Below are 21,481 nucleotides of genomic sequence, written 5' to 3' on the forward strand. Positions count from 1 at the left end.
TTACTGATGATAAGGTTCCCTGTGATCGCATCCTCGCTGACTTCGACCCTACTAGTTACCGCGCTACCAGCCGCGGTGGTCGTCGTGCGTGTGGTGGTGGTCGTCGGCAATGCGCCGTAGGGTCCGAATCAACGCATCGATTCCCAAACCCCGCCGGCGCAAACCGGGCGGGGTTTCTTGTTTTAGCACCCTGCCCAGCAAAGCTCACCGGCCTTGAGAAAGGACAGGAACATGGCAACTTCGGGCACGCCTCAACCGAGTACCCGCTTCACCGGCGCACAATTGATCGTTCATTTGCTGGAGCGTCAGGGCATCACCACCGTCGCCGGCATCCCCGGCGGTGCGGCGCTGCCGCTGTATGACGCGCTGAGCCAAAGCACCCGCATTCACCACGTGCTGGCGCGCCACGAACAGGGCGCGGGCTTTATGGCGCAAGGCATGGCGCGCGCCAACGGCAAGGCGGCGGTGTGCATCGCCTCCAGCGGGCCGGGCGCCACCAACCTGGTCACCGCTATCGCCGACGCCAAGCTCGACTCCATTCCGCTGGTGTGCATCACCGGTCAGGTGCCCTCCTCGATGATCGGCACTGACGCCTTCCAGGAAGTCGATACGTACGGCATTTCCATCCCGATCACCAAGCACAACCATCTGGTGCGCGATATCCGCGAACTGCCGCAGGTGATTGGCGACGCCTTCCGCATCGCCGAGTCCGGCCGCCCCGGCCCGGTCTGGATCGATGTGCCGAAAGACGTGCAAACCGCCACCATTACCCTGGAAGAACTGCCGCCGATCGCCGTGCCGGACGCCGCTCCGAGCTTCGATCCGGCGCAGGTTTCTCAGGCCGCCACGATGATCAATCAGGCGAAACGCCCGATCCTCTACCTGGGCGGCGGCATCATCTGCGCCGACGCTCACCGCCAGGCGGTGGAACTGGCCGAGCGCGCCGGTCTGCCTACCACCATGACGCTGATGGCGCTGGGCGCGATGCCGGTGGAACACCCGCTGTCGCTGGGCATGCTGGGCATGCACGCGGCGCGCAGCACCAACTTCATTCTGCAGGAGGCCGATCTGCTGATCGTGCTGGGCGCACGCTTCGACGATCGGGCAATCGGCAAAACCGAGCAGTTCTGCCCTAACGCCGCCATCATTCACGTGGATATCGACCGCGCCGAGCTGGGTAAGGTCAAACAGGCCAACGTGGCAATCCATGCCGACGTCGGCCAGGTGCTGGAACAGCTGCTGCCGCAGATCGACACGCAGCCACGCAGCGCATGGCTGAACACCGTCAACGACCTGAAACGCGAATTCCCGTTCAACATGCCGAACGCCGACGATCCGCTGAGCCATTACGGCCTGGTGCTGGCCGCCGCGCGCTGCGTGGACGACAGCGCCATCATCACCACCGACGTGGGCCAGCATCAGATGTGGGTTGCGCAGGCCTATCCGCTGAGCCGGCCGCGCCAGTGGCTGACGTCGGGCGGCCTGGGCACCATGGGCTTCGGTCTGCCGGCGGCGATCGGCGCGGCGTTGGCAGAGCCCGAGCGCAAAGTACTGTGCTTCTCCGGCGACGGCAGCCTGATGATGAACATTCAGGAAATGGCCACCGCGGTCGAGCACGATTTGGACGTGAAAATCATTTTGATGAACAACCAGGCATTGGGGCTGGTGCACCAGCAGCAAACCCTGTTCTACCAACAGCGCATCTTCGCCGCCGCCTATCCGAAGCGTACCGACTTTCTGAAAATCGCCGCCGGATTCGGGCTGGATACCTGCGATCTGAATGCTGCGGAAGATCCGCAGGCGGCGCTGGCCGAGGCGATCCAGCGCCCAGGCCCTTGCCTGATCCACGCGCTGATCGATATCAACGAAAAAGTATTCCCGATGGTGCCGCCGGGCGCCGCCAACATCGACATGATTGGAGAATAAGCCATGCTGCAACCACAAGATAAACCCCAGGTGATCCTGGAGCTGGCCGTGCGCAACCATCCCGGCGTCATGTCGCACGTTTGTGGGTTGTTCGCCCGCCGCGCGTTCAACGTCGAAGGCATTCTGTGTCTGCCGCTGAAGGACGGCCAGCAGAGCCGCATTTGGCTATTGGTCGCCGACGATCAGCGGCTGGAGCAAATGATAAGCCAGGTAGAAAAGCTGGAAGACGTGCTGCAGGTGAAGCGCCACAGCGAAGACGTGCGGGTATTTGAACAGCTGGAAGCCTTCTTCCAGTGATACGAAGGGGGCTTACGCCCCCGCAATCATTGCCCGGCCAGCACTTTCCACAGCAGGTGCCGGTACACCGGCATCAGCGGCTGTTGGCTCAGCAGATAGCCGACCGCCAACGCCGCCAGCCAACTCAATCCGCACACCACGCGCAGCCGCAGCGGCGTCAGCCAACGGCTCAGCCGATCGGCGTTGCGCTTGCCCTCACGCCACCAGCGCCAGCTCAGCCACACCGCCAGCCAGAGGGTAAGCGCCGCAGCGAGCAGCAACCACTTGAACATCGCGCTGTTGGCGCCGGCGGGAATGTCGATCGCCACGCCCGCCAGGATGCCGGGGAAGAAATAGACCGGCGGCCAGGTCAGGCAACCAATGATGTTCGGCAACGCGAACTTGTACGGCGGCAAATCGAGCATGCCGGCCACCATCGGCACCAGCGGGCGCGTCGGGCCAACGAAGCGGCCGATCAGAATGGTCGCCATGCTGTGCTGGTGCAAGGCATGTTCGGTTTTGTCGAGCAATGCTTTGTTCTTTTTCAGGAACGACCAGCGGTGCAAGGGCCCCTTAAAAGCGCGGCCGACGAAATAGGAGATCCAGTCGCCGAGCAGGCAGCCGACGATGCCCGCAGCCCAGGCGTAGTAAAAATCCACCTTGCCGCTGCCGATCAGCGCACCGATGCTGGCCATCATCACCGTGCCGGGCAGCAGCAGCCCCACCAGCGCTAGCGACTCGAGAAAAGCGACCAGCAGAACGACCATCAGGGTGAAAGCCAGTGACTGGGTGATCAAATCTTGTAAATAGGCTTCCATTACACCTCTGCGGATTATTCGGGCCAAACGGGGCGGAGGATTTTCCAGCGCCGCCGCTGGCGAGTCAATCGATGAATTGTATGCGTATTTGGCAACGCGCGCGGCGATGGACAATCACTGTATAAAAACCCATACTATAATATATCTATATTAGCGCCAAAACCGACATCACGCTGAACGTCGCGCACGCCGCCCGGTGGAAAACGAAGGGGTTATGACAGCACTGCAACAGGGGTTCCTGCTCACTCGCCACTGGCGCGACACGCCCGCCGGCACCGAGGTCGAATTTTGGCTGGCGACCGACGCAGGCCCGCGCCAACTGCGCTTGCCGCCGCAGACCTCGGTGGCGTTTATCCCCGCCGAACAAAGGCAGCGCGCGGAACTGCTGCTGCGTGAAGAGCGGCAGGTGGAACTGAAACCGCTGGCACTGACGGATTTTCATCACCGCCCGATGCTGGGGCTGTACTGCCGCCAGCACCGTCAGCTCATCAAGCTGGAAAAGCTGCTGCGGGAAGGCGGCGTTGCGGTCTACGAGGCCGACATTCGCCCGCCCGAGCGCTACCTGATGGAACGCTTCATTACCGCGCCGGTGTGGTTCAACGGCCAGGGCAACGGCGATGGGCCGTTGCTCAGCGGCCAGATGAAGCCGGCACCGGACTACCGCCCGACGCTCAGGCTGGTGTCGCTGGATATCGAAACCACCGCCCACGGCGAGCTTTACTCCATCGCGCTGGAAGGCTGTGGCCAGCGGCAGGTCTACATGCTGGGGCCGGCCAACGGCGGCGATGAGCCGCTGGATTTCGATCTGGAATACTGCGCCAGCCGCCCTCAACTGCTGGAACGGCTAAACGCGTGGCTGGAGCGTCACGATCCCGACGCCATCATCGGCTGGAACCTGGTGCAGTTCGATCTGCGGGTGCTGCAAAAGCACGCCGAGCGCTACCAAATCCCGCTGCGGCTAGGGCGCGGCGGCAACCTGCTGGAATGGCGCGAGCATGGCTTCAAGCAGAATCACTTTTTCGCCGCCGCCGCCGGCCGCCTGATCATCGACGGCATCGAGGCGCTGAAATCCGCCACCTGGAATTTTCCCTCCTTCAGCCTGGAATACGTTTCGCAGGAACTGCTGGGCGAAGGCAAGGCTATCGACAACCCTTATCAGCGCATGGCGGAGATCGACCGACGCTTCGCCGAAGACAAGCCGGCGCTGGCCCGCTACAACCTGAAGGACTGCGAGCTGGTGACGCGCATCTTCGCCAAGGCCGATCTGCTCAACTTCCTGCTGGAGCGCGCCACCGTCACCGGGTTGGCGGCCGATCGCAGCGGCGGATCGGTGGCGGCCTTCAGCCACCTCTATATGCCGCGCATGCATCGCCTGGGCTTTGTTGCCCCCAACCTCGGCGAACAGCCGGAGGAGCACAGCCCCGGCGGCTTTGTGATGGACTCCCAGCCCGGCCTGTACGATTCGGTGCTGGTACTGGACTATAAAAGCCTGTACCCGTCGATCATCCGCACCTTCCTGATCGATCCGGTCGGATTGGTGGAAGGCATGCGCCACCCCAGCGACGCCGATTCGGTGCCCGGCTTTCGCAACGCCCGCTTCTCGCGCAACAAACACTGCCTGCCGGCGATCGTCGAACAGATCTGGCAGGGGCGCGAGGCCGCCAAGCGCCAACATAACAAGCCCCTGTCGCAGGCGTTGAAGATCATCATGAACGCGCTGTACGGCGTGCTGGGATCGAGCGGCTGCCGCTTCTTCGATCCGCGGCTGGCGTCGTCGATCACCCTGCGCGGCCACGAGATCATGCGCCAAACCCGCGAGCTGATCGAAGCCGAAGGCTATCAGGTGATCTACGGCGACACCGACTCCACCTTCGTCTGGCTGAAACAGCCGCATGACGAGCAACAGGCGGCGCAGATCGGCCGGGCGCTGGTGCAACGGGTCAACGCCTGGTGGCAGCAGCATCTGCAGCAGCAGTTCGGGCTGAAGAACGCGCTGGAGCTGGAGTTCGAAACCCACTATTCCCGCTTCCTGATGCCGACCATTCGCGGCGCCGAGCAGGGCAGCAAGAAACGCTACGCCGGCCTGATCGCGCGTGCCGACGGCCAGGAAGAAATGGTGTACAAAGGCCTGGAAACGGTGCGCACCGACTGGACGCCGCTGGCGCAGCAGTTCCAGCAGCAGCTCTATCAGCGCATCTTCAAACAACAGCCCTACCAGGACTATGTGCGCGACTACGTCGGCAAAACCCTGAACGGCGACTTCGACGATCAATTGGTGTACCGCAAACGGCTGCGCAGAAAGCTCGAGGACTATCAGCGCAACGTGCCGCCGCACGCCCGCGCCGCGCGCATCGCCGACGACTACAACCGCAGCCAGGGGCGGCCGCTGCAGTATCAAAACGGCGGCTGGATCAGCTACGTGATGACCGTCGCCGGGCCGGAACCGCTGGAAACCCGTCATTCGCCCATCGACTATCAGCATTACCTCGAACGCCAGCTGCAACCGGTGGCAGACGCTATACTCCCTTTCTTGCACGACGATTTCACTACGCTGGTCACCGGGCAGATGGGGCTGTTTTGAGATTGCGCCAGGTTAAGAAAAATCATCCGGTTTTGCAGGTGACGAACGCGCCGCCTTCCATTACCATAGCGCCCTTCCCAAAACTGAACCACGCTTAGCCCTGCCGTCTCGCGACGTCTGCATGGCGTGAACGGCTATTGCCCGTCAAATTTAAAACAAACCGGGATTAACCGATGTTCAGTACAGGTGCCGCGGCCCTTCCCGCCCGGTAACAAGACTTACTTACAAAGAATCGAGCCGACAATATATGCCTTTTACTCTTGGTCAACGCTGGATCAGCGACACGGAAAGCGAATTAGGACTGGGCACCGTCGTGGCGCTGGACGCGCGCATGGTTACCCTGCTTTTCCCCGCCACCGGTGAAAACCGCCTCTATGCCAGAAATGATTCGCCGATCACCCGCGTGATGTTCAACCCGGGCGATACCGTCAGCAGCCACGAGGGATGGCAGCTGCAGGTGGAAGAGGTGAAAGAGGAAAACGGTCTGTTGACCTATATCGGCACCCGCCTGGACACCCAGGAAAGCGGCGTGGCGATGCGCGAAGTGCTGCTGGACAGCAAACTGACCTTCAGCAAGCCGCAGGATCGCCTGTTCGCCGGCCAAATCGACCGCATGGATCGTTTCGCGCTGCGTTTTCGCGCCCGCAAATACCAGAGCGAGCAGTATCGCCTGCCGTTCGCCGGCCTGCGCGGCATGCGCGCCAGCCTGATCCCGCACCAGCTGCACATCGCTCATGAAGTCGGCCAGCGCCATGCGCCGCGCGTTCTGCTGGCGGACGAAGTCGGCCTCGGCAAAACCATCGAAGCCGGCATGATCATCCACCAGCAACTGCTGGCGGGCCGCGCCGAGCGCGTGCTGATCGTGGTGCCGGAAACGCTGCAGCACCAGTGGCTGGTGGAGATGATGCGCCGCTTCAACCTCTACTTCTCGCTGTTCGACGACAGCCGCTACGCCGAAGCCAAGCTCGACAGCAGCAACCCGTTCGAAACCGAACAGCTGGTGATCTGCTCGCTGGACTTCGTGCGCCGCAACAAGCAGCGCCTGGAAGAGCTGGCGGACGCCCAGTGGGATCTGTTGGTGGTCGATGAAGCGCACCACCTGGCCTGGAGTGAAGAAGCGCCGAGCCGCGAATATCAGGTGATCGAACAGCTGGCCGAGCATATCCCCGGCGTGCTGCTGCTGACCGCCACCCCGGAGCAGCTTGGCCAACAGAGCCACTTTGCGCGCCTGCGCCTGCTCGATCCGAACCGTTTCCACGACTACGGCGAGTTCGTCGCCGAACAGCAAAAATATCGCCCGGTGGCCGACGCCGTCACCCTGCTGCTGAGCGGTGAACGCCTGGCCGACGACAAGCTGAACCTGCTGGGCGAGCTGATCGACGAGCAGGACATCGAACCGCTGCTCAAAGCGGCCAACAGCGAAGGCGACAACGCCGAGCAGGCGCGCCAGGAGCTTGTTTCCATGCTGATGGATCGCCACGGCACCAGCCGCGTGCTGTTCCGCAACACCCGTAACGGCGTGAAGGGCTTCCCGCACCGCAACCTGCACCAGATCAAGCTGCCATTGCCGACCCAGTATCAGACCGCGATCAAAGTCTCCGGCATCATGGGTGCCAAGAAGTCCGTCGAAGCGCGCGCGCGCGACATGCTGTATCCGGAGCAGATCTACCAGGAATTCGAAGGCGAAAACGCCACCTGGTGGAACTTCGACCCGCGCGTCGAATGGTTGCTGGATTACCTGCTGGCCAACCGTAACGAAAAAGTGCTGGTGATCTGCGCCAAAGCCGACACCGCGCTGCAGCTGGAGCAGGTGCTGCGCGAACGTGAAGCGATCCGCGCCGCGGTGTTCCACGAAGGGCTGTCGATCATCGAGCGCGACCGCGCCGCCGCCTACTTCGCCTCCGAAGAGGAAGGCGCGCAGGTGCTGCTGTGTTCCGAGATCGGCTCCGAAGGCCGCAACTTCCAGTTCGCCAGCCAACTGGTGATGTTCGATCTGCCGTTCAACCCGGATCTGCTGGAGCAGCGTATCGGCCGTCTGGATCGTATCGGTCAGATGCACGATATCCAAATCATGGTGCCTTACCTGGAGCACACCGCGCAGGCAGTGCTGGGCCGTTGGTTCCACGAGGGCCTGGATGCCTTCGAACACACCTGCCCGACCGGCCGCACCATCTACGACAGCTGCTACGAGCAGTTGATCGGCTATCTGGCCGCGCCGACCGAGCAGGAAGGCTTCGACGAATTCATCCACGCCTGCCGCCAGCAGCACGATCAGTTGAAAACGCAGCTGGAACAGGGCCGCGACCGGCTGCTGGAGATGCACTCCAACGGCGGCGACAAGGCCCAGGCGCTGGCCGCCGCCATCGCCGAGCAGGATAACGACGTCAACCTGGTGGGCTTCGCGCTCAACCTGTTCGACATCGTCGGCATCAATCAGGAAGACCGCAGCGACAGCCTGATCGTGCTGACACCGTCCGATCATATGCTGGTGCCGGACTTCCCTGGCCTGCCGCAGGACGGCTGCACCGTCACCTTCGACCGCGATCAGGCGCTGTCGCGCGAAGATGCGCAGTTCGTCAGCTGGGAACACCCGATCATCCGCAACGGCCTGGATCTGATCCTCTCCGGTGATACCGGCAGCTGCGCGGTGTCCCTGTTGAAAAACAAAGCGTTACCGGTTGGCACTCTGCTGGTTGAACTGGTGTACGTGGTGGAAGCCCAGGCGCCGAAGCACCTGCAGCTGACCCGCTTCCTGCCGCCGACGCCGATCCGCATGCTGATGGACCGCAAGGGCACCAACCTGGCGGCGCAGGTCGAGTTCGAAAGCTTCAACCGCCAGTTGAACGCGGTCAACCGCCACACCTCCAGCAAGCTGGTCAACGCCGTGCAGCAAGATGTGCACGCCATGCTACAGCAGGCGGAAAGCCTGGTGGAAGCGCAGGCACGCACGCTTATCGAACAGGCGAAGCAAGAGGCGGACGACAAGCTGAGCGCCGAGCTGGCGCGTCTGGAAGCGCTGAAGGCGGTCAACCCGAACATCCGCGACGACGAAGTCGAAACGCTGGAGTTCAACCGCCGTCAGGTGTTGGCTAACCTCAATGAAGCCGGCTGGCGCCTGGACGCCATTCGTCTGGTGGTGGTCACCCACCAGTAACCGGCGCGATGCGGGGAGACCACCGTCTCCCCGTTCGGCCCTTTTCGCGGAGCCAAGATGGAACCCTACAATCCCCCGCAGGACCCGCTGCACATCCTGTATCAGGATGAACACATCATGGTGGTCAACAAGCCCAGCGGCTTGCTGTCGGTACCCGGCCGCGCCCCGGAAAACAAAGACAGCCTGATGACTCGCATTCAGGCCGATCATCCGGCCGCCGAATCGGTGCACCGGCTGGATATGGCCACGAGCGGGGTGATCGTGGTGGCGCTCAACAAGGCCGCCGAGCGTGAGCTAAAGCGTCAATTTCGCGAACGCGAACCGAAGAAATCCTATATCGCCCGCGTTTGGGGACATATGGCGCATGATGAAGGGTTAGTGGATTTGCCGCTGATCTGCGACTGGCCGAACCGGCCGCTGCAAAAAGTGTGTTTTGACACCGGCAAAGCGGCGCAGACGGAATATCGGGTGCTGTCGCGCGACGCCGACGGCAGCACCCGCGTGAAGCTGACGCCGATCACCGGCCGCTCGCACCAGCTGCGGGTGCACATGCTGGCGCTGGGACACCCGATCCTCGGCGACGGTTTCTACGCCCCGCCGGAAGCCAAAGCGATGGCGCCGCGGCTGCAGCTGCACGCGCAGGAGTTGCGCATCACCCACCCCGCCTTCCAGACGCCGATGCACTTTCGCGCCGAGCCGGATTTCTGAGCTCATCACCCTGAGATACCCTAAATAATTCGAGTTGCAGGAAGGCTGCAACTAAGCGCAGCCCCGGGAGCGTACAAAAAGTACGTGACCGGTGTAAGCGCGGGCAGCCAACACACCTGCAGCTCGAAGTATGACGGGTATCGTTATTTAAAACCTTTCTCGCGTTTGATCAGGTCGTACGCCGCCTGGATCTCCTGCGCTTTCTGCTTGGCCATTTCCATCATCTCCGGCGGCAAGCCTTTCGCCACCAGCTTATCCGGATGGTGTTCGCTCATCAGCTTGCGGTAGGCGCGTTTGATGGTGGCGGCATCGTCGCTGCTGCGCACGCCAAGCACCTTGCACGCATCGTCGAGCGTCGGGCCGCGCTGAGCCTGCTGATAGCCGCCCTGCGAATACCCGCCCTGCTGACCGCCGCCGAACTGACGCCCGCCCTCCATCATGCTGAGGAACTGATCGAACTGCGCGCGCGAAATGCCCAGCTCTTCGGCGATGACATACAGCACCTGACGTTCGTTCGGGTGCAGCGAGCCGTCGGCGAACGCCGCCTGTATCTGAATTTCCAGAAACATCCGAATCAGATCGAAGCGGCCGAAACAGATACTGCGGAACTGCTGCAGCGTCTCACGCAGCGGGAACTGGCTCTGTTTGCCCTCGCGGAACGCCTGCTGCGCCGCGGTGCGCGCTTCGCCGTGCAGCTGAAGGCGATCCATAAACAGGCTGGCGATCTGAATATCCGCCTCGGTGACGCGTCCTTTGGATTTGGTCAGGTGGCCCATCACCTGAAAAGTGGTGCGGAAAAACAGCGTTTGCCGCGTTTGCTGGTCGGTGAAAAAGCCCCGACTGCGCTTGTTGCTGCGCGCCGTATCGATCATATGACCGATAATCAGCCCCAGAACTACACCCCAGAATCCCGCGCCAGACCAGATGGCGACGATGACGCCGAGCAGTTTTCCCCAATACTGCATATACTCCTCAATTATCATGCCGAAAGCCGCCCGCTCTCCTCCGTTTCAGGAAAGGGCGCAGGCGATTTTTCCTAGAATTTGGATTATCATACCTGTCATTTATCTTTGCGCCTAACGACGACGCAAGTAAACGGCTGGATTTAGCACTAGCGCAACGCAGATGAGTAATATAGTCTCTGACCGTTTGCCGGACACGACGCCTCTGATGACGGAACACCAAAACCGCGTATGAAAAAAAGTTTCCCAACACTGCTGGCCACGATGATTTGGACGGCACTCTACAGTCAGCATGCGCTGGCTGATCTGGCCGAGCAATGCATGCTTGGCGTTCCCGTTTACGACAAGCCTTTGGTCAGCGGCGATCCGAACAGCCAGCCGGTGACCATCAATGCCGATGACTCGCGCGCCGACTACCCGAAAAGCGCCCTGTTCAGCGGCAACGTGCATATCGAGCAGGGTAACAGCACCCTGACCGCCAAAGAAGTTGAGCTGAACCAGACGGAAAACCCCGGCCAGACGGATCCGGTGCGCACCGTCACCGCTACCGGCGACGTGCACTACAGCGACAATCAGATCAAACTGAAAGGCCCGAAGGCCTGGTCGAACCTGAATACCAAAGATACCGACGTCTATGAAGGCGACTACCAGATGGTAGGCCGTCAGGGTCGCGGCGACGCCGACAAGATGAAAATGCGCGGCGCCAACCGTTACACCATCCTGGAAAACGGCACCTTTACCTCCTGCCTGCCGGGCGACGACAGCTGGAGCGTGGTCGGTTCCGAAGTGATCCACGATCGCGAAGAGCAGGTGGCGGAAATCTGGAACGCCCGCTTCCGCATCGGCGGCGTGCCGGTGTTCTACAGCCCGTACCTGCAATTGCCGGTCGGCGACAAGCGCCGTTCCGGCTTCCTGATCCCGAACGCCAAGTACGGCAGCAACAATGGCTTCGAGTTCATGTTGCCGTACTATTGGAACATCGCGCCGAACTACGACGCCACCATCACGCCGCACTATATGTCCAAGCGCGGCCTGCAGTGGCAGACCGAGTTTCGTTATCTGGTGCAGCCGGGCCTCGGCCTGATGGAGTTCGACTGGCTGCCGGACGACAAGGAATACGGCAAAGATCATGACGACAACAAACGCTGGCTGTTCTACTGGAACCATAACGGCGTCATGGATCAGGTATGGCGCTTCAACGTCGACTACACCAAGGTCAGCGATTCCAAATACTTCACCGATCTGGACTCCAAATACGGTTCCACCACCGACGGCTACGCCACGCAGAAATTCAGCCTCGGCTACGCCAACGAAAACTGGAACGCCACGCTGAGCTCCAAGCAGTTCCAGATCTACGACGACACCGATCGTTCACAGTCGGACTCGTATAAAGTTCAGCCGCAGCTGGACCTGAACTACTACAAGAACGACATCGGCCCGTTCGACTTCCATATTTACGGCCAGGCGGCCAAGTTCACCAGCGTCAACCCATATAGCCCTGACGCCACCCGTCTGCACATGGAGCCGACGCTGAGTCTGCCGCTCACTAACGGCTGGGCCAGCCTGAACACCGAAGCCAAGGTGATGGCGACCCACTACCAGCAGGATATTCCTGACGGTTTCGCTGCCAACTACCAGAGCCGCAAAAACGCTGCCGCGCCGGAGCTCGATGATTCGGTCAACCGCGTACTGCCGCAGTTCAAAGTCGACGGCAAGCTGGTGTTCGAGAGGCCGATGATCTGGGCCGAGGGCGCTACCCAGACGCTGGAGCCGCGCGTGCAGTACCTGTATGTGCCGTACCGCGACCAGAGCAACATCTACACCTACGACACCACGCTGCTGCAGACCGACTACTCCGGCCTGTTCCGCGATCGCACCTACAGCGGCCTGGATCGCATCGCTTCGCAGAACCGCGTCTCTACCGGTTTGACCACCCGCATTTATGATGACGCCCTGGTTGAACGTTTTAACGCTTCCGTGGGTCAAATCTACTACTTCAGCCGTTCGCGTACCGGTGACCAGATGACCGGTTACGACAACAACGATGATACCGGCAGCGTAGCCTGGGCCGGCGATACCTATTGGAAAATCGACGATCGTTGGGGCCTGCGCGGCGGCCTGCAGTACGACACCCGCCTGAACAGCGTCTCGCTGGGCAACGGCGTGGTGGAATACCGCCAGGACGCCGAGCGCGTGGTGCAGTTGAACTACCGTTACGCCACGCCGGAATATATCCAGACGGCGTTGAACACCAAAACGGTTCCGGCCTTCCAGGACGGCATCTCGCAGGTGGGCATCACCGGCAGTTGGCCGATCGCCGATCGTTGGGCGGTGGTCGGGGCGTACTACTACGACACCCGCGCCAAACAATCCGCCGATCAGTTGGTGGGGCTGAAGTACAACACCTGCTGCTGGGCGGTGACGCTGGGCTATGAGCGCAAGATCACCGACTGGAACAACAGCAACAATACCAGCGTTTACGACAACAGAGTTTCGTTCAACGTCGAACTGCGCGGCCTGAGCAGCGATCATAGTCTCGGCTCCGCAGAAATGCTGCGCTCCGGCATCCTGCCGTATCAGCGCGCATTCTGACGCTTTGCAACACTTTGAAAACGAGAACTTTCACCCGCATTTGCGGATTACATAATGGGAAATGTATGAAGAACTGGAGAACGCTTATTCTCGGATTGGTGGTTTGCGCCAATGCCGCGTTCGCAGCACCCCAAGAAGTGGATAAAGTCGCCGCCGTCGTGGATAACGGCGTGGTACTCGAAAGCGACGTCAACGGTCTGTTGCAGTCAGTCAAGCTCAACGCCCAGCAGGCCGGCCAGCAACTGCCGGACGACAAGACGCTGCGCCATCAGATCATCGAACGCCTGATCATGGATAACATCCAGCTGCAGATGGCCAAGAAAATGGGCATCACCGTGTCCGATGCCGATCTGGACAAGGCGATCGCCAACATCGCCGCGCAAAACAAGATGAGCGTCGATCAGCTGCGCAGCCGCCTGTCGTACGAAGGGTTGAACTACAACACCTACCGCGCGCAGATCCGCAAAGAGATGCTGATCTCCGAAGTGCGTAACAACGAAGTGCGCCGCCGCGTCACCATCCTGCCACAGGAAGTGGACGCACTGGCCAAACAGGTGGGCGCACAGAACGGCAGCGACACCGAAATGAACATCAGCCACATCCTGATCCCGCTGCCGGAAAACCCGTCGCAGCAGCAGGTCGACAAAGCCGAAGAGCTGGCCAAACGTCTGGTGGGTGAGATCAACAGCGGCGCCGACTTCGGCAAGCTGGCGATCACCTACTCCGCCGACTCTCAGGCGCTGAAAGGTGGCAACATGGGCTGGGGCAAACTGCAAGAAATCCCGACCCTGTTCGCGGAACGTCTGGTGAGCGCCAAGAAAGGCGACGTCGTCGGCCCAATCCGTTCCGGCGTCGGCTTCCACATCCTGAAAGTGAACGACATTCGCGGCGCCAGCCAGTCGGTGTCGGTCACCGAAGTGCACGCCCGTCACATCCTGCTGAAACCTTCAGTGGTGCTGACCGACGACCAGGCTCGCGCCAAACTGCAATCCGTGGCGGAAGCGATCAAGAGCGGCCGCGCCAAGTTTGCCGACGAAGCCAAACAGCTGTCGCAAGATCCGGGTTCTGCGATGCAGGGCGGCGATCTGGGCTGGGCTTCCCCGGACATCTACGATCCGGCCTTCCGCGATGCGTTGCTAAAGCTGAGCAAGGGTGAAATCAGCGCGCCGGTCCACTCCTCCTTCGGTTGGCACCTGATCCAGCTGCTGGATACCCGTCAGGTGGATAAGACCGACGCTGCGCAAAAAGACCGTGCTTACCGTATGCTGTTCAACCGTAAGTTCGCTGAAGAAGCGCAGACCTGGATGCAGGAACAGCGCGCCCAGGCTTACGTGAAGATCCTCGATGGCAGCGATGCACAGCAATAAACGCGTCGTCATTACCCCCGGCGAACCCGCCGGGGTGGGGCCGGATTTGGTAGCCGCGCTGGCGCAACAGGATTGGCCTGTTGAGCTGGTGGTGTGCGCCGATCCGGCCCTGCTGCTTGAACGCGCCAAGCGTATGGGCCTGCCGCTGACGCTGCGCGACTACCAGCCGCAGCAACCGGCCGAAGCGCAACGCGCCGGCACGCTGACCGTGCTGCCGGTCCCGCTCGCTCACCCGGTGACCGCCGGTGAGTTGAACGTCGGCAACAGCGCCTACGTGGTGGAAACCCTGGCGCGCGCCTGCGACGGCTGCCTGAACGGCGAGTTCGCGGCGCTGATCACCGGCCCGGTGAACAAGGGCGTGATCAACGACGCCGGCGTGCCGTTTATCGGCCATACCGAATTCTTTGCCGATCGCAGCCGCTGCGATCGCGTGGTGATGATGCTCGCGACCGAAGAGCTGCGCGTGGCGCTGGCGACCACCCATCTGCCGCTGCTGGCGGTGCCGGGCGCCATCACGCAGCAGAGCCTATTCGAAGTCATTCGCATCCTCGACCACGATCTGAAAACCAAATTTGGCATCGCCCAGCCGCACATTTACGTCTGCGGTCTGAATCCCCACGCCGGGGAAGGCGGCCATATGGGGCGCGAAGAGATAGACACCATCATCCCGGCGCTCGACGCGCTGCGCGCTGACGGCATCCATCTTGTCGGCCCGCTGCCGGCGGACACCCTGTTCCAGCCCAAATATCTGCAAGATGCCGATGCGGTGCTGGCGATGTATCACGATCAGGGGCTGCCGGTGCTAAAATACCAAGGGTTCGGCCGCGCGGTGAATATCACCCTCGGTTTGCCTTTCATACGCACCTCGGTCGACCACGGTACCGCTCTGGAACTGGCCGGCACCGGCACCGCCGATGTCGGCAGTTTCCAAACGGCCCTGAATCTCGCCATTAAAATGATAATTAATTGTAATGAATAACAGAGTCCACCAAGGGCACTTTGCCCGCAAACGCTTTGGACAAAACTTTTTAACCGATCAGTTTGTCATCGATAGCATTGTCTCCGCCATTCACCCGCAGCCGGGCGAAGCGGTGGTCGAGATCGGCCCCGGCCTCGGCGCCTTGACCGAGCCGGTCGGCGCGCGCATGGACCGCATGACGGTGATCGAACTGGACCGCGATCTGGCCACCCGGCTGGAGAACCACCCGCGGCTGAAAGACAAGCTGACCATCCACCAGCAGGACGCCATGACGGTGAATTTCGCCGAACTGGCCGAGGAAGCTGGCCAACCGCTGCGCGTATTTGGTAACCTGCCGTACAATATTTCGACGCCGCTGATGTTCCACCTTTTCAGCTATACTCAGGCAATCCGCGACATGCACTTTATGTTGCAAAAAGAGGTGGTCAACCGTCTGGTGGCCGGCCCGAACAGCAAGGCCTACGGGCGTTTGACCGTGATGGCGCAGTACTACTGCAACGTCATTCCGGTGCTGGAAGTGCCGCCGACCGCGTTCGCGCCGCCGCCGAAGGTCGATTCCGCCGTGGTGCGTCTGGTGCCGCACACCGAGCTGCCGAACCCGGTGGGCGACGTGCGCATGCTGAGCCGCATCACCACGCAGGCATTCAACCAGCGGCGGAAAACCATCCGCAATAGCCTGGGCGACCTGTTCACGCCGGAGCAGCTGACGGAGCTGGGCGTCGATCCTTCGCTCAGAGCAGAAAATATTTCTGTGGCGCAGTACTGCAAGCTGGCGAACTGGCTGTCAGCCAATCCGGCGCCGCAGCAATAAGGAGTTGTTGTCATGATTGATTCGCCCCGCGTGTGTATTCAGGTTCAGAGCATCTATGTGGAATCACAGTCGATCCCTGAAGAAGAGCGTTACGTCTTCGCCTATACCATCACCATCCGCAATCTGGGGCGGACCGACGTGCAACTGTTGGGCCGTTACTGGCTGATCACCAACAGCAACGGCCGTCAGACCGAAGTCCAGGGCGAAGGCGTGATCGGCGAACAGCCCGTCATTCCGCCCGGTGGCGAGTTTCAGTACACCAGCGGCGCCATTCTGGAAACGCCGCTGGGCACCATGGAAGGCCATTACGAAATGGTGGACCATCAGGGTCAGCCGTTCCGCACCGCTATTCCCGTGTTCCGCTTAGCCATTCCAACGCTGATCCATTAACTATGTCGACATACCTTATCGGCGACGTTCACGGCTGTTTCGATGAACTGAAGTCGCTGCTGGCTCAGGCTGCTTTCGATCCCGAGCGCGATCAACTGTGGCTGACCGGCGATCTGGTGGCGCGCGGCCCCGCCTCGCTGGACGTGCTGCGCTATGTGCGCTCGCTCGGCCCGGCGGTGCGCATGGTGCTGGGCAACCACGATCTGCACCTGCTGGCGGTTTACGCCGGCATTAGCCGCAACAAACCCAAAGATCGCATCACGCCGCTGCTGGAAGCGCCGGACGCCGACGAGCTGATCAATTGGCTGCGCCGCCAACCGGTGCTGCAGGTGGATGATGAGCAAAAGCTGGTGATGGCCCACGCCGGCATCACCCCGCAGTGGGACATCGACACCGCGAAAATGTGCGCACGCGAAGTGGAGGCGGTATTGAGCAGCGACAGCTATCCGCTGTTCCTCGACGCCATGTACGGCGACATGCCGAACAACTGGGCGCCGGAGCTGAGCGGCCTGGCGCGCCTTCGTTTCAGCACCAATGCGCTGACGCGCATGCGCTACTGCTTCCCCAACGGCCAGCTCGACATGATCTGCAAAGATGCGCCGGGCAGCGCGCCGGCGCCGCTGAAACCGTGGTTCGAGCTGCCGCGCCTGGTGGATCCGGAATACACCATCATCTTCGGCCACTGGGCCTCGCTGGAAGGCAAGGGTACGCCGGAGGGCGTGATCGGGCTGGATACCGGCTGCTGCTGGGGCGGCGATCTGACGATGCTGCGCTGGGAAGACCGCCGTTACTTCACGCAACCCGCCAATCGCGGCGAAGCGCCTGACCACGCCGGCAGATTAGCCGCATCCTGAAACGATAAAGGCGGCCCGGTGGCCGCCTTTGTTCTGTATTGATTGCCGCCTTACGCTCCAATCACTCCGCCATCTTCACGCGTGATCATCAACACCGATGAACGCGGGCGCGGGCTGTTGTTCGGGAAGTGCGAATCGCCCTCTTCTCCCGGATGCTGTACGTTGACGAACATCGTCTTGTAGTCCGGGGTGAAGGTGAGGCCGGTCAGTTCGCAGGACTTTGGCCCCACCATGAAACGGCGGATCTCGCCGCTGACCGGATCGCCCACCAGCATCTGGTTGTTGCCCTGCCCGACGTAATCGCCCTTGTTGCTGTACTTGCCGTCGGTGAGGATCCACAGGCGGCCGGCGCGATCGAAGCCCAGCCCGTCCGGGCTGTTGAAGGTATTTTCCGCCGTGATATTCGGCGTGCCGCGGTTGACGCCTTCGGGGTGGGCGATCGGGTTGCCGCACAACGCATAGATGTCCCAGGCGAAGACGTCGGCGGTGGCGTCGCCGCCCTCGTCCCAGCGAATGATTTGGCCGTAGATATTGTTCGGTCGCGGGTTGGCGGCGTTCAACGGCATCCCTTCCTCGCCGCGCTTGCTGTTGTTGGTCAGCGTGCAGTACGCGCGCCCGTCATGCGGGTTGACCGCGATCCACTCAGGGCGATCCATCTTGGTGGCGCCGACCTGCTGCGCCGCCTTGCGGGCGAAGATCAGCACTTCGGCCTCGTCGCGGAAGCCGTTCTCCGGCGTCAGGCCGTTCTTGCCGAACTCGAGCGCAATCCAGCGCCCTTTGCCCTTCAGCGGCGTGCCGGCTTCGTCGCCGTCGAACTGCGCCACGTACAGCGTTCCCTCGTCCAGCAGCGTGCGATTGTTGGCCGGATTGGCGGCGTCGACCACGCCTTTGGAAACGTACTTATAGATATGTTCACCGCGCTCGTCGTCGCCCATATACACCACCAGACGGCCGTCTTTGGCCACGGTCACCGCCGCGTTTTCATGTTTGAAGCGGCCGAGCGCGGTGTGCTTGATGGGCGTCGAGGTCGGATTCAACGGATCGATCTCGACGATCCAGCCGTGGCGGTTGAATTCGTTGGGATTCTTCGCCACATCGAAGCGCTCGTCATAGTCCGGCCAGTTGCGCTCCGGTTCGTTGACCTTCAGCGTGTAGCGCTTCTGTTCCGGCGTGGTTCGATAATCGGCCTGACGGGTGCCGAAATAGGTGTCGAAGTTTTCCTCGCAGGTCAGGTAGGTGCCCCACGGCGTCTTGCCGTTGGCGCAATTGCCGAACGTGCCCAGCACCTTGCGGCCGCTCGGATCGGCGGCGGTCTGCAACAGCGGATGTCCGGCGGCCGGGCCGCTGAATTGCATCTCGCTGTTGGCGGTGATGCGGCGGTTATAGCGCGACGGGCGCTCCACCGCCCAGCGCTGGCCGTCGCCGACCCGCTTGACCGCGACAATGGAGACGCCGTGCGCCGCCTGCGATTTGCGCACCTCTTCCAGGCTGGTGGCCTTGGCGCCGCCGTGGGCGAACAGGTACTGCTCGTTAACGTATTCGTTATTGATGGCCATCACGCCGTGATTGTCATCGATAGGGAAGAAGCTCATGCCATCGTTGTTGTCGCCAAACTGTTTTTCCTGATCGGCGGCGCTGTTGTTGCCCTGCGGATCGAAGGCCGGCGCGCCGTCCACCAGCGGCTCGCCCCAGGAGATCAGCACCTCGGCGCGGTAGCCTGTCGCTATCGTCACTTCATCGGCGGTAGACGCGGCGATGCCCCGGAAACCCAGCAGCGTGTTCGGCGGCAGATCCTCGGCTAACGCCTCGGCGGAGACCGACCAGATGCCGCCGCCGAGAAAACCGGCCAGGCCGACGGCGCCGGCGCTGCCGAGCAGCAGCTTGCGGCGAGTGGGATCGATCAGGCGGTCGGCGTCTAATTGCTCAATTTGCTTGGTCATAACGTGGTTACCTTTTTAGTTATGGCGCCGCGGTCAAGATTCACCAGAGTTGCCGTGGCGCTCGGAGTTGGGCTTCATACTAATCAGGTAATGTGACGGAAAGGTTACGAATGACCGGCGCAAAAAGACCGGGGGCGCAATTGCTTGCGCCCCCGGGGATAGCTGGCTAACGCGCTGAAATCAGCGGCGCTGCAGGATTTCGAAGCAGTAGCTGTGCGAATTCAGCTCGTCGGCGTCGTGGAATTCGCTGAACGTGGTTTCCCACTCGTCCGGCTCGTAATCCGGGAAGTGAGTATCGCCGCCGACTTCGGCGTCGATGTGCGTCAGGTACAGGCGATCGGCGCGCGGCAGCAGCTGGGTATAGATGCGCCCACCGCCGATCACCATCACTTCTTCCACCTCACCCGCGGCGGCCAGCGCCTCATCCAGCGAGGTCACCCAGGTCACCCCGGCGGCATTACCTGGGCGGCTGCTCAAAACGATATTGTGGCGGCCCGGCAGCGGGCGGCCGATGGACTCGAAGGTCTTGCGGCCCATAATAACCGGCTTATTCAACGTGTTGCGTTTAAACCACGCCAGGTCCGCCGGCAGGTGCCACGGCATGGCGTTTTCCATGCCAATAACGCGATCCGCCGCCAAGGCAGCGATCAGGCTGATAATCATTGTTTAACCCTGTGTAGGCAGCAAAATTGGTGACACTATACGTAAAGGCCTGAGTGCCGTCGATAGGCTAATCAAGCAAGATGAATATATAAGATAGCTCTTATCAGCATATCTAATAACCAACGATCGCCCGCCGGGAAATTTCACACGCCGGGGCGTTTGCGATACAGCCACAGGCCCGGTAACGACAGGCCGATCGACAACGCGCCGACGATGAAACTGGCCTTGAGGAAGTTGGTGATCATGGTCTCCATCAAGGCTTCGCTGTAGCCAAGATGCGAGATCTCTACCACAGTTATCATCGCGGTATAGGCGGAAATGCCGGGGAACATCGGGATCACCGCCGCCACGGTGAACACCTTCGGATGCGCCAACAGCCAGCGCGACCAGTAGATGCCGATGATACCGATCAGGATCGCCGCCAGCAGTGACGCCCACTCGATATTCATGCCAGCGTGCATCATCAACATGCGCGAGCCGCGCCCGATTGCCCCGAGCAACGCGCAATAGCGCAGCGCGCGCAGCGGTACGTTGAACACCATGGCGAAGCCCAGCGCCGGTACCGCCGCCAACAGCATCTCCTGCAACAATGCCCACAGCAGAGTCATGACCACCCCCGCAGATCCCACAGCGACATCGCCATCACCACCCCGATGCAGGTGGCCAGCGTCAGCAGGCTGGCCATCGCCCAGCGCGCCAGCCCGGTGTTGACGTGCCCCTTAAACATATCGGCCACTGCGTTGATCAGCGGGAAGCCCGGCACCAGCAACAGCACGCTGGCGGCCATCGCCACGCTCGAGGTCTCTTTAAACGCCGGTAGGCGCAGCAGCAGCCCAGATATCGACGTAGCGACAAACGCCGTCAGGCAAAAATTGATCAGCGGATTCATCTGGCGGGCGGTGAGGATCTGGCGCACCAGCATCGCCGCGCCGCTGGCGATAAAGGTCACCAAAAAGGCGTCGCCGCCGCCGCCGTTGAGCATGCTGAAACATCCACAGGACAGGCCCACCATCAGCACCACCAGCCAGCGCGGGTAGCGCAGCGGCCGGATCCTTTCAAAGCGACGCGCCACGTCGTGCGCATCCGCCAGGCGATGCTCGGCGAGGATCACGATATGCTGCACTTCGGTCACCACCTGCATATTGATGCCGCGATCGACATTCTTGCGGGTGGTGGTCAGGCAGGCGCCGTGGCTGAGGGTGGTCAACACCACCGCATTGGCGGAGATTGAACTTTCCACGCTGTCCATCCCCAGCGCCAACCCCAGGCGGGTCGACAGCTGTTCCACCACCGTGCTCTCGGCGCCGTGCTGCAACAGCAGCAGCGCGCATTGAATGCACAAGCGGGTAATTTCACGCTGTTGCCGGTGCGGCTCCGGCCTCTCTGTGGCGGTAGTCTGCTGCATGGTGCTCCGTCGCTGGCGGTAGATGAATTATTATCATAGAGCCTAACAATACCTC

General features: G+C 61.5%; 18 protein-coding genes. 12 read left to right on the top strand and 6 right to left on the bottom strand.

Going from position 1 to position 21,481, the window contains the following annotated elements; all coding sequences use genetic code 11:
- Positions 1-6 precede the first annotated feature (6 nt).
- From ivbL to ilvN, 3 genes are all read left to right on the top strand, one after another.
- The gene (gene ivbL / locus FOT55_RS02695; RefSeq protein ID WP_154747116.1) at positions 7-120 is read left to right on the top strand and encodes an ilvB operon leader peptide IvbL; all 114 of its coding nucleotides are present in this window, start codon (positions 7-9) and stop codon (positions 118-120) included.
- Between the two features lie 111 nt (positions 121-231).
- Complete coding sequence (gene ilvB / locus FOT55_RS02700) at positions 232-1,926, top strand: acetolactate synthase large subunit (RefSeq protein ID WP_060434219.1); 1,695 nt, start codon at positions 232-234, stop codon at positions 1,924-1,926.
- 3 nt (positions 1,927-1,929) lie between these two features.
- A complete protein-coding gene (gene ilvN / locus FOT55_RS02705) occupies positions 1,930-2,223 on the top strand; it encodes an acetolactate synthase small subunit (protein ID WP_016929110.1) in 294 nt (97 codons plus the stop codon).
- A gap of 26 nt (positions 2,224-2,249) precedes the next feature.
- On the opposite strand, the gene FOT55_RS02710 is transcribed toward ilvN, so the two are convergent.
- On the bottom strand, positions 2,250-3,020 hold the full coding sequence (locus tag FOT55_RS02710; protein WP_060448171.1) for a DedA family protein: 771 nt from the start codon (positions 3,018-3,020) through the stop codon (positions 2,250-2,252).
- 214 nt (positions 3,021-3,234) lie between these two features.
- On the opposite strand from FOT55_RS02710, the gene FOT55_RS02715 reads away from it, so the two are divergent.
- The 3 genes from FOT55_RS02715 to rluA all read left to right on the top strand — a co-directional run bounded on the left by FOT55_RS02715 (position 3,235) and on the right by rluA (position 9,463).
- Positions 3,235-5,601 carry a DNA polymerase II gene (locus tag FOT55_RS02715; RefSeq protein ID WP_147823057.1) on the top strand — a complete coding sequence of 789 codons (2,367 nt, stop codon included), beginning with the start codon at positions 3,235-3,237 and terminating at the stop codon, positions 5,599-5,601.
- Positions 5,602-5,848: 247 nt separating this feature from the next.
- On the top strand, positions 5,849-8,755 hold the full coding sequence (gene rapA, locus FOT55_RS02720) for an RNA polymerase-associated protein RapA (protein ID WP_147823058.1): 2,907 nt from the start codon (positions 5,849-5,851) through the stop codon (positions 8,753-8,755).
- Positions 8,756-8,812: 57 nt separating this feature from the next.
- A complete protein-coding gene (rluA, locus tag FOT55_RS02725; protein WP_043135978.1) occupies positions 8,813-9,463 on the top strand; it encodes a bifunctional tRNA pseudouridine(32) synthase/23S rRNA pseudouridine(746) synthase RluA in 651 nt (216 codons plus the stop codon).
- Positions 9,464-9,606: 143 nt separating this feature from the next.
- Here rluA and djlA read toward each other — a convergent pair whose 3' ends face one another.
- A complete protein-coding gene (gene djlA, locus FOT55_RS02730) occupies positions 9,607-10,428 on the bottom strand; it encodes a co-chaperone DjlA (RefSeq protein ID WP_025301546.1) in 822 nt (273 codons plus the stop codon).
- A 228-nt stretch (positions 10,429-10,656) separates the two neighbouring features.
- Between djlA and lptD the strand changes: the two genes are divergently transcribed.
- From lptD to apaH, 6 genes are all read left to right on the top strand, one after another.
- Positions 10,657-13,017 (top strand): LPS assembly protein LptD, encoded by a 2,361-nt coding sequence (gene lptD / locus FOT55_RS02735; RefSeq protein ID WP_025301545.1) that lies wholly within the window; start codon positions 10,657-10,659, stop codon positions 13,015-13,017.
- 65 nt (positions 13,018-13,082) lie between these two features.
- Entirely contained in the window at positions 13,083-14,384 is a 1,302-nt protein-coding gene (surA, locus tag FOT55_RS02740; RefSeq protein WP_025301544.1) for a peptidylprolyl isomerase SurA, read from the top strand.
- Positions 14,371-15,363 (top strand): 4-hydroxythreonine-4-phosphate dehydrogenase PdxA, encoded by a 993-nt coding sequence (pdxA, locus tag FOT55_RS02745; RefSeq protein WP_049205446.1) that lies wholly within the window; start codon positions 14,371-14,373, stop codon positions 15,361-15,363. Before surA ends, pdxA begins: the two co-directional genes overlap by 14 nt.
- Positions 15,356-16,174: a 16S rRNA (adenine(1518)-N(6)/adenine(1519)-N(6))-dimethyltransferase RsmA gene (gene rsmA, locus FOT55_RS02750; RefSeq protein WP_025301542.1), complete on the top strand. Its 819-nt coding sequence runs from the start codon at positions 15,356-15,358 to the stop codon at positions 16,172-16,174. Before pdxA ends, rsmA begins: the two co-directional genes overlap by 8 nt.
- Positions 16,175-16,186: 12 nt before the next feature.
- Complete coding sequence (gene apaG / locus FOT55_RS02755; protein WP_016929119.1) at positions 16,187-16,564, top strand: Co2+/Mg2+ efflux protein ApaG; 378 nt, start codon at positions 16,187-16,189, stop codon at positions 16,562-16,564.
- A 2-nt stretch (positions 16,565-16,566) separates the two neighbouring features.
- Positions 16,567-17,418, top strand: coding sequence for a bis(5'-nucleosyl)-tetraphosphatase (symmetrical) ApaH (gene apaH, locus FOT55_RS02760; RefSeq protein WP_043135986.1), 852 nt, complete (start codon positions 16,567-16,569; stop codon positions 17,416-17,418).
- Between the two features lie 50 nt (positions 17,419-17,468).
- Here the strand turns inward: apaH and FOT55_RS02765 are convergent, their stop codons facing one another.
- From FOT55_RS02765 to FOT55_RS02780, 4 genes are all read right to left on the bottom strand, one after another.
- Positions 17,469-19,358, bottom strand: coding sequence for a PhoX family protein (locus FOT55_RS02765; RefSeq protein WP_147823059.1), 1,890 nt, complete (start codon positions 19,356-19,358; stop codon positions 17,469-17,471).
- 180 nt (positions 19,359-19,538) lie between these two features.
- Positions 19,539-20,021 (bottom strand): type 3 dihydrofolate reductase, encoded by a 483-nt coding sequence (folA, locus tag FOT55_RS02770; RefSeq protein ID WP_025301539.1) that lies wholly within the window; start codon positions 20,019-20,021, stop codon positions 19,539-19,541.
- 143 nt (positions 20,022-20,164) lie between these two features.
- Positions 20,165-20,629 (bottom strand): threonine/serine exporter, encoded by a 465-nt coding sequence (locus FOT55_RS02775; RefSeq protein WP_187181927.1) that lies wholly within the window; start codon positions 20,627-20,629, stop codon positions 20,165-20,167.
- Complete coding sequence (locus FOT55_RS02780; protein ID WP_025301537.1) at positions 20,626-21,426, bottom strand: threonine/serine exporter family protein; 801 nt, start codon at positions 21,424-21,426, stop codon at positions 20,626-20,628. Before FOT55_RS02780 ends, FOT55_RS02775 begins: the two co-directional genes overlap by 4 nt.
- Positions 21,427-21,481: the final 55 nt, after the last annotated feature.

Source organism: Serratia bockelmannii, from assembly GCF_008011855.1.
Taxonomy (GTDB): Bacteria; Pseudomonadota; Gammaproteobacteria; order Enterobacterales; family Enterobacteriaceae; genus Serratia; species Serratia bockelmannii.

What these genes read in the sequence shown, in the direction of transcription:
- ivbL (WP_154747116.1), top strand. Translation starts at nt 7, where the DNA reads ATGATAAGGTTCCCTGTGATCGCATCCTCGCTGACTTCGACCCTACTA.
- ilvB (WP_060434219.1), top strand. Translation starts at nt 232, where the DNA reads ATGGCAACTTCGGGCACGCCTCAACCGAGTACCCGCTTCACCGGCGCA.
- ilvN (WP_016929110.1), top strand. Translation starts at nt 1,930, where the DNA reads ATGCTGCAACCACAAGATAAACCCCAGGTGATCCTGGAGCTGGCCGTG.
- FOT55_RS02710 (WP_060448171.1), bottom strand. Translation starts at nt 3,020, where the DNA reads ATGGAAGCCTATTTACAAGATTTGATCACCCAGTCACTGGCTTTCACC.
- FOT55_RS02715 (WP_147823057.1), top strand. Translation starts at nt 3,235, where the DNA reads ATGACAGCACTGCAACAGGGGTTCCTGCTCACTCGCCACTGGCGCGAC.
- rapA (WP_147823058.1), top strand. Translation starts at nt 5,849, where the DNA reads ATGCCTTTTACTCTTGGTCAACGCTGGATCAGCGACACGGAAAGCGAA.
- rluA (WP_043135978.1), top strand. Translation starts at nt 8,813, where the DNA reads ATGGAACCCTACAATCCCCCGCAGGACCCGCTGCACATCCTGTATCAG.
- djlA (WP_025301546.1), bottom strand. Translation starts at nt 10,428, where the DNA reads ATGCAGTATTGGGGAAAACTGCTCGGCGTCATCGTCGCCATCTGGTCT.
- lptD (WP_025301545.1), top strand. Translation starts at nt 10,657, where the DNA reads ATGAAAAAAAGTTTCCCAACACTGCTGGCCACGATGATTTGGACGGCA.
- surA (WP_025301544.1), top strand. Translation starts at nt 13,083, where the DNA reads ATGAAGAACTGGAGAACGCTTATTCTCGGATTGGTGGTTTGCGCCAAT.
- pdxA (WP_049205446.1), top strand. Translation starts at nt 14,371, where the DNA reads ATGCACAGCAATAAACGCGTCGTCATTACCCCCGGCGAACCCGCCGGG.
- rsmA (WP_025301542.1), top strand. Translation starts at nt 15,356, where the DNA reads ATGAATAACAGAGTCCACCAAGGGCACTTTGCCCGCAAACGCTTTGGA.
- apaG (WP_016929119.1), top strand. Translation starts at nt 16,187, where the DNA reads ATGATTGATTCGCCCCGCGTGTGTATTCAGGTTCAGAGCATCTATGTG.
- apaH (WP_043135986.1), top strand. Translation starts at nt 16,567, where the DNA reads ATGTCGACATACCTTATCGGCGACGTTCACGGCTGTTTCGATGAACTG.
- FOT55_RS02765 (WP_147823059.1), bottom strand. Translation starts at nt 19,358, where the DNA reads ATGACCAAGCAAATTGAGCAATTAGACGCCGACCGCCTGATCGATCCC.
- folA (WP_025301539.1), bottom strand. Translation starts at nt 20,021, where the DNA reads ATGATTATCAGCCTGATCGCTGCCTTGGCGGCGGATCGCGTTATTGGC.
- FOT55_RS02775 (WP_187181927.1), bottom strand. Translation starts at nt 20,629, where the DNA reads ATGACTCTGCTGTGGGCATTGTTGCAGGAGATGCTGTTGGCGGCGGTA.
- FOT55_RS02780 (WP_025301537.1), bottom strand. Translation starts at nt 21,426, where the DNA reads ATGCAGCAGACTACCGCCACAGAGAGGCCGGAGCCGCACCGGCAACAG.